The 12,408-nt window shown below is 41.3% G+C and carries 15 protein-coding genes, 1 other RNA gene and 1 pseudogene; 7 read left to right on the forward strand and 10 right to left on the reverse strand.

Annotated elements, in window-relative coordinates; all coding sequences use genetic code 11:
• Positions 1 to 16: 16 nt before the first annotated feature.
• The 4 genes and pseudogenes from B4H32_RS02750 to B4H32_RS02765 all read right to left on the reverse strand — a co-directional run.
• Positions 17 to 232, reverse strand: a pseudogene (locus B4H32_RS02750) (IS701 family transposase); the annotation flags it as partial.
• A 107-nt stretch (positions 233 to 339) separates the two neighbouring features.
• Positions 340 to 1,128 (reverse strand): glutathione S-transferase N-terminal domain-containing protein, encoded by a 789-nt coding sequence (locus tag B4H32_RS02755; protein ID WP_286799698.1) that lies wholly within the window; start codon positions 1,126 to 1,128, stop codon positions 340 to 342.
• Between the two features lie 12 nt (positions 1,129 to 1,140).
• A complete protein-coding gene (gene rraA / locus B4H32_RS02760) occupies positions 1,141 to 1,653 on the reverse strand; it encodes a ribonuclease E activity regulator RraA (RefSeq protein WP_004680949.1) in 513 nt (170 codons plus the stop codon).
• A gap of 12 nt (positions 1,654 to 1,665) precedes the next feature.
• The gene (locus B4H32_RS02765; protein WP_004680950.1) at positions 1,666 to 2,331 is read right to left on the reverse strand and encodes an NAD(P)H-binding protein; all 666 of its coding nucleotides are present in this window, start codon (positions 2,329 to 2,331) and stop codon (positions 1,666 to 1,668) included.
• A 211-nt stretch (positions 2,332 to 2,542) separates the two neighbouring features.
• Between B4H32_RS02765 and rpsT the strand changes: the two genes are divergently transcribed.
• Positions 2,543 to 2,809 (forward strand): 30S ribosomal protein S20, encoded by a 267-nt coding sequence (rpsT, locus tag B4H32_RS02770; RefSeq protein WP_004677838.1) that lies wholly within the window; start codon positions 2,543 to 2,545, stop codon positions 2,807 to 2,809.
• Between the two features lie 118 nt (positions 2,810 to 2,927).
• On the opposite strand, the gene B4H32_RS02775 is transcribed toward rpsT, so the two are convergent.
• Both B4H32_RS02775 and B4H32_RS02780 read right to left on the reverse strand, forming a co-directional pair.
• Positions 2,928 to 3,659: a histidine phosphatase family protein gene (locus tag B4H32_RS02775; protein ID WP_004680951.1), complete on the reverse strand. Its 732-nt coding sequence runs from the start codon at positions 3,657 to 3,659 to the stop codon at positions 2,928 to 2,930.
• A 55-nt stretch (positions 3,660 to 3,714) separates the two neighbouring features.
• Positions 3,715 to 4,572: a 3'(2'),5'-bisphosphate nucleotidase CysQ family protein gene (locus B4H32_RS02780; protein WP_004680952.1), complete on the reverse strand. Its 858-nt coding sequence runs from the start codon at positions 4,570 to 4,572 to the stop codon at positions 3,715 to 3,717.
• An 11-nt stretch (positions 4,573 to 4,583) separates the two neighbouring features.
• Here B4H32_RS02780 and B4H32_RS02785 point away from each other — a divergent pair, with 11 nt between their 5' ends.
• The 4 genes from B4H32_RS02785 (at position 4,584) to B4H32_RS02800 (ending at position 7,431) form a co-directional block, all read left to right on the forward strand.
• A complete protein-coding gene (locus B4H32_RS02785; protein ID WP_004680955.1) occupies positions 4,584 to 5,288 on the forward strand; it encodes an HAD-IA family hydrolase in 705 nt (234 codons plus the stop codon).
• Positions 5,272 to 5,700: an RNA-binding S4 domain-containing protein gene (locus tag B4H32_RS02790; RefSeq protein ID WP_004677846.1), complete on the forward strand. Its 429-nt coding sequence runs from the start codon at positions 5,272 to 5,274 to the stop codon at positions 5,698 to 5,700. Before B4H32_RS02785 ends, B4H32_RS02790 begins: the two co-directional genes overlap by 17 nt.
• A gap of 159 nt (positions 5,701 to 5,859) precedes the next feature.
• Positions 5,860 to 6,906, forward strand: coding sequence for a recombinase RecA (recA, locus tag B4H32_RS02795; RefSeq protein WP_004680956.1), 1,047 nt, complete (start codon positions 5,860 to 5,862; stop codon positions 6,904 to 6,906).
• A 42-nt stretch (positions 6,907 to 6,948) separates the two neighbouring features.
• Positions 6,949 to 7,431 (forward strand): regulatory protein RecX, encoded by a 483-nt coding sequence (locus tag B4H32_RS02800; protein WP_004680957.1) that lies wholly within the window; start codon positions 6,949 to 6,951, stop codon positions 7,429 to 7,431.
• A gap of 10 nt (positions 7,432 to 7,441) precedes the next feature.
• On the opposite strand, the gene ffs is transcribed toward B4H32_RS02800, so the two are convergent.
• An RNA gene (gene ffs, locus B4H32_RS02805) (signal recognition particle sRNA small type) lies at positions 7,442 to 7,538 on the reverse strand.
• Positions 7,539 to 7,864: 326 nt separating this feature from the next.
• Here ffs and B4H32_RS02810 point away from each other — a divergent pair.
• Positions 7,865 to 8,728, forward strand: a complete 864-nt coding sequence (locus tag B4H32_RS02810; protein WP_004680958.1) for a YbgF trimerization domain-containing protein — start codon at positions 7,865 to 7,867, stop codon at positions 8,726 to 8,728.
• 61 nt (positions 8,729 to 8,789) lie between these two features.
• Here B4H32_RS02810 and B4H32_RS02815 read toward each other — a convergent pair whose 3' ends face one another.
• From B4H32_RS02815 to B4H32_RS02825, 3 genes are all read right to left on the reverse strand, one after another.
• Complete coding sequence (locus B4H32_RS02815) at positions 8,790 to 10,661, reverse strand: SurA N-terminal domain-containing protein (RefSeq protein ID WP_004758238.1); 1,872 nt, start codon at positions 10,659 to 10,661, stop codon at positions 8,790 to 8,792.
• A gap of 139 nt (positions 10,662 to 10,800) precedes the next feature.
• Positions 10,801 to 11,073, reverse strand: coding sequence for an HU family DNA-binding protein (locus B4H32_RS02820; protein ID WP_262450428.1), 273 nt, complete (start codon positions 11,071 to 11,073; stop codon positions 10,801 to 10,803).
• 166 nt (positions 11,074 to 11,239) lie between these two features.
• On the reverse strand, positions 11,240 to 11,695 hold the full coding sequence (locus B4H32_RS02825) for a phasin family protein (RefSeq protein WP_004677856.1): 456 nt from the start codon (positions 11,693 to 11,695) through the stop codon (positions 11,240 to 11,242).
• Positions 11,696 to 11,904: 209 nt separating this feature from the next.
• Between B4H32_RS02825 and B4H32_RS02830 the strand changes: the two genes are divergently transcribed.
• On the forward strand, positions 11,905 to 12,408 hold a 504-nt coding region (locus B4H32_RS02830), incomplete at its 3' end, for a hypothetical protein (RefSeq protein ID WP_286799708.1).

The raw sequence follows: 12,408 nt of genomic DNA on the forward strand, positions 1-12,408 counted from the left end.
TAGGACTTACGCACTGTTATTTATAGACTCTCTGTGGTAGCAGATGATTTTTATCGAGAATAAAGTCATCAATGAAGTTTTTGATCATTGGTCTAAATAATTTCTTCTGCCAACGATATACATTTTCAAAGATCTGCTCAAACTGGTTTTTTTGTATCTCCACGTAGGCCATCAAGGCTGAAAAAATATGATTCAAAATCAGTTTAGATCGTCTTACCTGAAACTTCTCAAATGGGTAATGTACAAGTTGCTGTAGAAGCATGTTTAGTTCGTCTGATCACAGATACTTTATAAACTAGTTGAATACTTTTTTGAATCCGTCAATGCGTAAGTCCTAATTTATTTTCCGTACTGCTTTTTCAGGTACTCAACAATCTTGGCTGACTCAAACATCTTCACGCCTGTGTTTGGATCAACCAGATATGGCACCTGAATATCACGCCCCATGACTTCAACCACTTTTTCACGCTTGCCATTAGGCAGTGGAATATAGTGGCCTGGTTTCAAACGTAAAACCGCAGGTCCCATATCTTGCCAGCGTTCTTTTGGTACATTATGTAGTACATAAGGGAGTTCTAATTCGGTTAAAACTTCACGCACTAAACGTGTATAAGGACTTGCCTCAAAGCTCCACAACTCTAATAACTTTTCTGGAGCGGGACGATCTATAATCTGCTGGTCAATCCAGATACCACGACCCACATTGGCAACTGAAGCCAAAGCCGAAATATACGGAAGCTTTGGATAGTGGCTGAATTTCCTAGGAGTTTGCCCTGTTTTACAATAATGCTTGAATAGATAATGAATAATCTCTTGTGACTCATAAAGTTGAGCCCCTGTATTTTCATCAATTAAAAATGGAAACTGTTTTTTTCCACCTTTATCTTTTACAATTTGGCGATACTTCTTCCCACCTTTAGGACATGGATAAATTTCCACATCCAGATTCAGCAAGGTAATGACCTCTCGAACACGGCGGCAAAAGGGTGAACCTTCAAACTCATAAAGTTTTAACGGTTTCGAAGGCTGATTCGGTTGGGGTGTTCCCATCACACCTCTTCCACCTTCAATTAAAGTTGCAACAACAGATTGTAAAACCTTAATTTGATGATTCACCATTTTCAGCATATCATGTTCCTTTTAGCAGTCGACCAACTTTTCTTTAACAATCACAATTCCGTTATTATCAGCATAGATATAATCACCAGAACTGATTGTTACGCCACCAAAATACAAGGTAATATCAACTTCACCTATGCCTTTACGGTTACTTTTTTGTGGAATTGCAGCCAATGCATGAACCCCTAAATCCAGTTCAGCAATCGCGTCAACATCACGCACACAGCCATAAATCACCACACCATTCCAATGATTCTTCACAGCTGATTCAGCAATCAAATCGCCCATTAGCGCGCAACGCATGGAAGCCCCACCATCCACAACCAGCACCTTGCCTGTACCGTCAGTTGCCAATAGCTCTTTTACACGTGAGTTATCTTCAAAACACTTGACTGTTACAACCTGCCCACCAAAAGTTTTACGCGCACCATAACTTTTAAAGAATTTTCCATCCAGGCTTGGTGTGACGACTTGTAGGTCTTTCTCAGGATTATCATCTAACAGGTCACAGGTTACAAAAGGGATTGTTGCCACTGAAGTTCTCCATTATTGGGTTTGTTGTATACTCAAATTATCATACAGCTTAAATGCAGCTGATTGGGTCTGGGCTGCGACCAGCATAGTATGCGCCAATTGTTCAGCTGATACAGGCTTAACTTTAAACGGCTTGGTCCAAGCTTTTTCGACCAGTTTATATACGGTCTGAGCCATATCTTCCAACACCCTTACTTCACTGCGCTTACCAATCAACAATGAAGGCTGGAAAATTGAAAGTTTATAAATTGAGAGGCTTTTGAGATATTGTTCCAGTTCACCCTTTACCTTATTGTAGAAAATTGGCGATTTAGCATTCGCTCCCAAGGCACTGACAACCAATAAATGAATATTTTTATCCTGAACCAGATCAGCAAAGTGTGCATTGATTTCATAATCAATTGCATAAAATTTTTCTTTTGAACCCGCCTGTTTAATGGTGCTTCCCAAGCAGCTAAACGCATGGGTATGTGAACTGACGTCCTCATCATTCAACAAAAGAAAATCTTCCAGAATAAGCTGTGTTACTTTACTATAAGATTTTAATATATCTGAATTTTTTCTCACCACAACCGTGATTAAACTAAAATCATCTGATTGTTGCAACCGTTCCACCAAGGCCTGGCCAACCAGACCCGTTGCACCAATCACAATTGCTTTTTTATCACCTCTTTTCATTTTTATATCACTCAAGTTATAACTAGGGTTAATGTAACGTTTTCTTGCAAGATTATCACCTGTTAAATGTAGTTAAACACATTACAAGGCTTGACTTCGCGACGTAGTTTCCTCAAAATATGGCACTTGTTTACGGGCTGGTGAATGTTTCCAATTTTGTTGGTTTAAACTTCAGCCCGCCCAGACCAACTTATTTTCAAGGAGTGCACGAGTGGCAAACTCTGCTCAAGCTAAAAAACGTGCTCGTCAAAACGTTAAAGCACGCAAACACAACGCAAGCTTGCGTTCTATGGTTCGTACTTACATCAAACGTACAGTAAATGCAATCGCTGCTGGTGATTATGGTGTTGCTACAGAAGCTTACAAAAAAGCTGTTCCTGTAATCGACCGTATGGCTGATAAAGGCATCATCCACAAAAATAAAGCTGCTCGTCACAAGAGCCGCTTAAACGCTCAAATTAAAGCTTTAGCTAACTAATTTGATGCATGTAAAAAAGCCCGATTTTCGGGCTTTTTTATTATCTTCAATTTACTAATGCAACGTTAGTAGTTTGTTAATTTTAAATTGCACAATTAAATCATACTTTTCAAAAGTCTTATTTATTCTGAAAATCTTTAATGACCAGTTCATGCTTTTGACCACGCCAAATCCATTTTAGCTTACTATTGCTAAAATCCTCTCCCTCAAACCAGACAAACAGCCCCTCCATCATGTCAGGCCAATCGGACTGTTCAATTTGTTTGTTACCTGAAATAACAGCAACAATCGCAGCAAGAATGGTGTCGTGGCTAACAGCCAAGCTTAAACCCTGATGTTGCGTCGGATGGGTATGATATAACAGCTCCAGAACATCAAAAACGCCTGTAATTGGATGTTTCATACCAGGCAAAGCATTGTTCACAAAACTATTAATAAACCCTAATGCACCTTGTTTACGGAAATAGGGCGCAGCCTGCTGAATATCCAGTACAAAGCTGCCTGGTTCAACCAGCAAACGCTGTTCAACAATTTCAATGGTATGGGTATTAACCACTTTATGGGTGCGATCCGCACCCTCTATCATCAATGCGGCGGTATCCACGCAACGCTGGATTGGGCTTGAAATACAGTGCTGAATGGCCCGATCTGTATTCTGAATTAAATACTGCCCCCATGCATAGGCAAGCTCCCGCCCCTGTTCAGTCAACTGTAGATCATAGCTTGCCAAGCCCTGACCATTTACCAGCTCACGCAGCGAGTGGCGGGTAAATAAAGTCACTGGGGTTGAAGCATTGGGAAGTAAATCAATTGCTTCAAACATACTTTTTGGCAATAAATGCAGGGCCATATTACAATTATAAAAGATAAGAATTTAGCCCACTATACCATGAGCTGCTCAACTCTCAATCTAAAATGCCTGAATGACTCAAGGCATCATAAGCAATTTTTTTGCAATCCTGATCTCTAAAGGCGATAAAACCCTTGTTCAGCACAGTCTCACGCTGGTTGTACTGAAATGGCTTGCCATCCAGCGTCATCAAACCACCACCAATACTTTCCAGAAAAGCCTGTCCTGAACTGGTGTCCCATTCAGAGGTTGGATGAAAGCGCGGATAAATATCAATTTCCCCCTCCAGCATCATACAGAATTTATAGGCGCTGCCCGCCTCACGACGAATAACCTCACGATACCGCAAAATCTGTTCAATAAAGTTTTTGTATTTTGGATTCTTACTATGATGACTCAGGCCAATTTGAATTGCTGCTTCAGCCACATGTTCTTCAATCTGGTACTGCGACCATTGCTGGCGGCTAAAACTGTATTTATAAGGCTGCTGTGAGGTATAACCGATATACATCACCTGTTCACACGGCACCGCAATAATCGCGAAAGTAGTTTGACTGTCTTCAATCAGGCTCAGGTTGATGGTAAATTCATCACGTTCATGAATAAACTCCTTGGTTCCATCAAGAGGATCAAGCATCCAGCAACGTTGCCATGCAGCTCGGGCAGAATAATCACTTTCTTCTGACAATACAGGCAAATCGGGGGTTATTTCCGCCAAGTGCTTTAATAAAAAACGGTTTATCTTGAGGTCAGCCTGTGTCACAGGTGAATCATCACTTTTTTCCTGAATATTAAACTCGCAACCTGCACAATAACTTTGGTATTCTTCCAGCAATATTTGACTTGCCTGCGCCATGATTGGCACAAGTTGCGAAATCAACTGATCCTGTGGGGCAAGCGTTTTAATAAACATAGATCAACCTTATGTCATATTCAGATTTACAGCAGCAACCCATCATATTCTTTGATATGGATGGCACTTTACTTGATTTAGCCTTTGACGATTTCATCTGGAATCATTGTTTGCCAGAGCGACATGCCCAGGTCCATCAATGCAGTCTGCAACAGAGCCAACAAACCCTGTTTCAGTTCTACCAACAGCATAAGCATACACTATCTTGGTATTCTTCGGCTTACTGGACGGCGAAAGTTGGTGTTGATGTATTACAACTCCAATACGAACATCGTGAAAGAATTCGTGCCCGTATAGGCTGTCATCAACTTTTGCAACAACTCAAAAATCGGGGCTATCGCTGCTGGTTACTGACCAATGCTGACCACGCAGGGCTACAGCTTAAACTTGAAAATATCGAGTTAAGCCCCTATTTTGAAGTAATGGTCAGCAGTGAGGAACTGGGACATGCCAAGGAGGAAGTTGCATTTTGGCAAAAGCTACAACAACTGCATCCCTTTAATCCAGCCCAAGCTGTTTTTGTGGATGACACCATTGCGGTACTCAAAGGTGCAGAAGACTTTGGCATCGCTCAACTATTCAGTATTCTACAGCCCTCAAGTGCAAAGCCTGCAAGAGCGGCAACAGAACTTCCTTACCCTGCACTCGACCATCTCACTGAACTTGTCGATTATCTTGAAATTAAACTACAGGATACAGATGCAAAAACAGCATGAACCAGCAAGCATGGATGCCATGCGCATTGATAAATGGCTTTGGGCAGCGCGTTTTTTTAAGACACGCTCCCTTGCCAAGGCTGCCATAGAGGGCGGTAAAGTCCATCACCAGAATGAACGCGTCAAGGTATCCAAAGACGTGCGCATTGGTATGGAACTCACCATCCAGCAGGGTTTTGAGAAAAAAACCGTAATCATCAAGGCTCTTTCTGCGGTTCGTGGTGGCGCACCAATTGCCCAGCAGCTTTATGAAGAAACAGCAGAAAGTATTGAACGTCGGGAGTTGCATGCCTCACAGCGAAAAATGCATAATCTAGCCCGACCAGATCACCGACCAAGTAAAAAAGACCGTCGTGATATCAATCGTTTTAAACATGAAAATGCTCAATCATGGTCTTACCATGACGAGTAATTTTTACAATAATGGATGCGTCATCTTGTGTCGTACAGACACGGATCAGATGTAGAATAAACAATGAGAATCTGCCACTATACCCAAGTCCCAACAAGTTGAGATTCAATACATCCACTTGGGTTAGTCGTTAAGAAGATAAAGTTTTGAGGTTTTGAGATGGATGATAATAAAAACAAGGCGTTACAAGCTGCATTAAGCCAGATTGAGAAACAGTTTGGTAAAAATACGGTGATGCGCCTCGGTGACAATACAGTACAGGCAGTTGAAGCTGTCTCTACAGGTTCCTTAACACTGGATATCGCACTCGGCATTGGCGGATTACCAAAAGGCCGTATCATTGAGATTTATGGTCCTGAATCTTCAGGTAAAACCACCATGACATTACAGGCGATTGCACAGTGTCAAAAAAATGGTGGCACCTGTGCCTTTATTGATGCGGAACATGCCCTAGACCCGCAGTATGCGCGTAAATTAGGCGTGGATATTGACAACCTGCTGGTATCACAACCAGACCATGGTGAACAGGCGTTGGAAATTGCCGACATGCTGGTTCGTTCAGGTGCAATTGACTTAATCGTTGTCGACTCTGTTGCGGCGTTAACCCCTAAAGCTGAAATTGAAGGCGAAATGGGTGACTCACATATGGGGTTGCAGGCACGCTTGATGAGTCAGGCATTACGTAAAATCACGGGTAATGCAAAACGCTCCAACTGTATGGTGATCTTCATTAACCAGATTCGTATGAAGATTGGTGTAATGTTCGGTAGCCCTGAAACCACAACAGGTGGTAACGCACTTAAGTTCTATGCTTCTGTACGTCTGGACATTCGCCGTATTGGACAGGTTAAGGAGGGCGATGAAATTGTGGGTTCTGAAACCAGGGTTAAGGTTGTGAAGAACAAAATGGCGCCTCCTTTCCGTGAAGCAGTGTTCCAGATTATGTATGGCAAAGGCACCAACCAACTCGGTGAACTTGTAGACCTTGCGGTACAGCAGGAAATCGTACAAAAGGCGGGTGCATGGTACTCTTATCAAGGCAACAAAATTGGTCAGGGTAAAAATAACGTGATTCGTCATTTTGAAGAAAACCCACAAATGGCTCAGGAAATTGAAAAGCTTATTCGTGAGCAACTTCTCACCAAAAACAATAATGAAGCCGCACAAACTGAAGATGCAGAAGAACCAGACTTGTTAGAAAACTAAGCTAGAACGCCCTACGGGGCGTTTTTGTTTCATGAGGAAAATATGTTGAATTCAGAAAAAGCTGAAAAGCCCAAAACCCTGACAGGTCAGAGACTACGCTCTTATGCCTTTGCCCTACTGACCCGCCGTGACTACTCACAAGCGGAGTTAATCACAAAACTCAATCAATATGCAGTTCATCCTGATGAGGTGGCAAATCTGGTGGAGGAATTAGCTGGGCAAAACTATCAGAGTGACCAACGCGTTGCCGAACAGACTTTGGCCAGCCAAATTCGCAAGGGAAAAGGCTTACAACGCATCAAACAGACATTAAAGGCCAAGCAGCTCGATACTGAATTGATTACCGAAGAACTTCAAGATATTGACTGGTATGAACAGGCGTATCAGCTCAAGGTTAAAAAATTTGGAGAGGCTGTAACCAAGGATCCAAAAACAAAGGCAAAACAAATTCGGTTTTTACAATACCGTGGCTTTGATATGGATGTAATTATGAAAGCGGTTGCCCGAACGAGCGAAGAAGAGTGATTGGTGGCAACCCTACCAGCATGACTTCGGCACATCATAGTTCTACTACCGTTGCTACCTTCCGGTCCTGGCGGGGTTCGTAGAGTACAATTGCGAAGCTACCAGTAGGGCTACCATTGCCTGACAAAGTATAGAGATTTTTACCTGAGTTGCAAGACTTGTCTCTGTTTTTCAGTAAGTTTTTAATTCAACTGCCTAATTCCTCATCAATACTGCCACTATATCTTTATAACCGACTTAAAAGCTGTATAAACATTAAACAACAGCTCTCTAATTCTCTTCAAAAGTGCTTGAAGATTGTAAATGCTTATTGCATTTAAACGAGTTGCTGTTTTAATGGCTAAATCAAAAACGTGTATTCGGTGTGTTGCAAGTAAAAAATGAAGACTTGTTCGCCCACAGCTTTGTTTTTCAACTTTATGGATGAATTTTCATGCTAAAAAAGCATTCTATACTTTTTATTGCGCTACTCAGCAGTACGCATTTATATGCCAATGTCCCGATTGAATCTCGTGCCCTAAGCCAACAGCAAGCCAATAACGTCGTTGCAGGTTCTCCAAGTTTAAACTGGGAAATCATGCAAAAGAATCAAAAACTTGAAGAAGAAATTCGTAAATTACGCGGCCAGTTAGAAGAACATGACAATGCGATTGAACAACTCAAGAAAGAGCTTGCAAACCGCTATACAGATTTAGACCAGCGTCTGGAGCTACTTTCACAGAAAATTGATCCACCAGAAGAAAATACCGAAGAAAATGGTGCTACAGATACCGCTCAGGCTGGAACAGAGCGGACAGCAACCCCAATAACACCCACCCCGCCTCCAGTAGCGGATGTGACACCTAAACCTCCAGCCCAGACACAGGCCCGTGCTGCTGTGCAGCCACAGACAAATACGGCAACAACAAACACCACCAATAACCAGATTGAACTCGAAAAAGCAGCTTATACGGTTGCATTAGATGCATATAAACAAGGTGGCGCTAAAAAGGCAATTGAGCCAATGCAAAACTTTATTAAAAACCACCCGAATGGTATTTATGTGGGCAATGCCTATTTTTGGCTGGCTGAGTTCTATTTAGCTGTTGAGCCTGTGGACTATAAGGCAGCCAAGCAGAATTACAATATTGTTGCCACACGCTATCCTAACTCTGCAAAAGCTTCACGTGCAGTTTATCAGCTGTATAGCATTGCAAAAGATGTAGATAAAAATACAGCCTTGGCAAACCAGTATAAGGCCAAGTTGCTTAACAAGTATCCTCAATCTGAGGAAGCGAAATTTATTCAAAAAAAATAACCAACCTCTTCCAATAAAAAAGCCAGTTGATGAAAACTGGCTTTTTATGCTTAGAACAAACTCATTTGATCTTCGCCTTGGATTTTAAATATTCAGTATAGTCTTCCAAAATCTGTTGACCACGGAACTGTTGATAGAGTTTGCTCAACTCATGCATTTGTTCTGGTGGCAACTCACTCGCAATACTGGTGTTCACATTGGAAACAGCAACAATCACCAGTTCATTTGGCAGTTTAGCTGTTGTAGCAGACCACATACCCTCTTTGCTCGGTGCTGGGATACTAAATGCTGCACGCTCAATCGCACGCTTTAAGCCCTGAGAACGTGCATATGTACCTGCATCTTCAAAAGTTACCTGTGATTTTGCAACCACCTGTGCAGCAGGTTGGGTTTTAAAATCAGCAAGGATGGTAGCAATTTTTGCCTGAGCAGCCTTATAGGCTTTCTCTTCAACCACTTTCGCCTTTACTTCTGCTGTGGCCTGTGCCAATGGCTTGATCCCTGCTGGATGATAGTCACGAACCTTAATCCAGATGGTATCGCCATTTGCCAACTGAATATTTGAAGATGCGTTACGATCACCATTCTTCACATCATCATTAAACAATTTGGCCTTAACATTCAAATCGCTCAAATATGGGTTATCAGTGGTTAAGGTTACACCCTTAACAGATTCAACACGAGCACCTTTTACTTCCTGTGCAACCGCATCCAGAGAATCACTACCAACTACCATTTCATTCAGGCTATTGACCGTATCACTGAATAGATTCGCCAGTTTGGTTTTCTCAACTTCAGCAGTTAAACGTACCTTTTCTGATTCAAACGACGGCAATTTCACCATTGGAGAATTTGCTTCAATAATGTGATAACCATATTGGGTTTTAACAGGTTTTGAAATTTCACCATTCTTTAATGCATTGACTGCATTGTCAAAATCAGTTGAGAAAACACCTGGTGCATAGGTCGCCACCAAACCGCCCTGAGTTTTAGAGCCTGGATCATCAGAAAACTGAGCAGCGGCATCAGCAAATGTCATGCCTGCCTGAATTTTTGCATAGACCTCATTGGCAAGCTTTTGAGCCGCAGCATCATCACGGGCATCCGTGGTGATCAAAATATGTTTAACTTGACGTTTTACATCTTTTTGCTGTTTTTCAACAAATGCTTTATAAGCTTGCTGTAAATCGGCATCTGTTACTGCAAGATTGGTCGCAGGAAGTAATGCTGGGCTTAAAACCACATAATCTACATCAACACTTGCAACCTGCTTGAATTCATTTTTATGCTTGTTGTAGTAATCTGTGATTTCCTGACTGGAAGCAGTTACACCCTTTTTATAATCATCCAGCTTGATGCTTGCCAAATGCAGGGTACGCTGTTCTGTCTGCAAGTTAGCCAATTGCTGTAGGTCTGACTGACTCACCAATGCATAATCCATCAAGGTGGTTGAAATCATTTTCAAGGCATGGTCCTGACGTAGGCTGGCAATCAACCCCTGATTGGTCATGCCCACTGAACGCAGGTAATTTTCATAGAGCTGCTGGGAAAACTTGCCATTTTCCTGAAAACTCGGCTGTTGCGCCAACATTTGCTCAAGCTGTACATCGCTTAAAGAAATACCGAGTTTTTCGGCCTGCTGCAAAAGCAAGCTACGCGCAACCAGCGCATCCAGTGCCTTTTGCTGAATCACAGGCAGGTTGAGCAGTGATTCATCACCCTTAACCAATGATAAATATTGATCTTTATAATTTTTGGTTGCGCTTTCTAATTCTTTATTAGAAATATCCTGACCGTTAACCGATTTCGCAACGTCTGCCTTATTGCTACCACTAAAATATCCTTCAATACCTACAAGTGCCAAAGGGGTCAAAAACAAAACTAACAGGACTTTGCCAAGCCAACCCTTAATGACTGTACGAAACGATTCCATAAGAATTCCAATATTTTATTTCGGGGCAATTTTAACTGAAAAAACAAAGCGAATGAATGCAGAATACGGCTCAAAGCGAATTTTTCATTCAATAAATAAAAAACGCACCCGAAACGGTGCGTTTATTGATTTAAAAAGATTACGCAACTGAATCTTTCAAACCCTTACCTGGTTTAAAGCTAGGCACTTTGCTTGCTTTAATTTGAAGCTCTGCACCCGTTTTAGGATTGCGACCAGTACGTGCAGCACGTTCTTTAACGCTAAAAGTACCAAAACCAACTAAAGTAACCGTGTCACCGTTTTTAAGCGCTTCAGTGATTGATGCAATTGTTGCATCGAGTGCCTTACCAGCATCCGACTTAGATACTCCCCCTTTTTCAGCAATCGCATCAATTAATTCTGATTTATTCATGATAAAAAACATCCTCTTAATATCGTTTGTTAAGATCCAAGGCTATAGTTTAAAAGGCCATGCCGCCTTTATAGCAATGCTTTAGGGGAGAACGCAATACCAGAAAGACCTTTTTAGCAAAAATAAATACTCAAAAACCACATAAACAGACGAGTGCCTATATTTTTTACTTTTTATTCAATTTACTCTTTAATTGATTATTTTCTTCAATCAATGCATCTACTTTAATATGTAGCTGAACTAAAAGTTGCTCGATATGCTGGAGATCTTTTGGAGTGACTAGACCAATACGATTCAACGAATGATTCACACCTGTATCCAGAATTTTTTCCACCTTGTCTTTGGTGTCAGTCACCGACTCTTTGGCTTTCTCAGTCACTTTTCCAACGGTGTTATCAGCAAAATCTACAGTCTTGGATTCTAGCTCCTCACCGACTTTGACCAGGGAGTCAAATAATTTATTTCCTTCCTCTTCAGCACGTGAAAAAGCACCTAAACCTGCCAACCAGATTTGTTGTGTATACTTTTTGAAATCGAGTGCAGATTTCTTTGAACTCTTTGATTTTGGCTTAGTTTTTACCTCAGCTTCTTCATTCGGATTTTCTATGTTCGAGTTATCCATTGACCATTGCTCCCAAGCACTTTACAAACAGTATGTGGTATTTAACCATAAAAATGATTTTATAATATCAAAATTAAGACTTGATCGTTTTATAAAACTGTTCTACAAAGCAACAAAGACCTGTAAATTATTTTTAATAATTGAGTAAGGATGATCAGGCTTACAAGTCTTGTTGTTTTATAGCGATATTGGTAAGGAAAAATCAATCAATGAACGAAAGCTCAAAATCCAAACATTTATGGCTAAATGTGACATTGATTGCTTTAGAGACTTTTTTTTCCTTTATTTTAACCCACGATGCCACCCTGCGCTTACAGGCACAGAAACTGATCCAGAAAAAAACCACGATCAGGATAAACAGCTACATCCCTTTCTTTGATTTTTACATTCAGTTCACTGAAAAAGGCATTTTATTCGACCTTGCCGCCAATGATCGTACAATTGATGTCGAGATCAACACCACACTGATTGACCTAATTAAAATTTTTATCTTTAGCAATCAGCAAAGTCTATACAATATGCGGATTATGGGTAAGCCCGAACTTACTACAGACCTGACCGATGTATTACAGCACCTCACCCTGTCCAGAATTTTGGTCAACTGGCGTGAATGGTTCAACCACTTTGAAAATGATGCGGAAGCCGTTGCTTCCCAACAGCGCATTACCCCACTGCTTGATAAAATTGACCAGCAACGTTCTGAAATCAACACT

Source organism: Acinetobacter sp. UBA2063 (assembly GCF_002333245.1).
GTDB classification, from domain to species: domain Bacteria; phylum Pseudomonadota; class Gammaproteobacteria; order Pseudomonadales; family Moraxellaceae; genus Acinetobacter; species Acinetobacter parvus.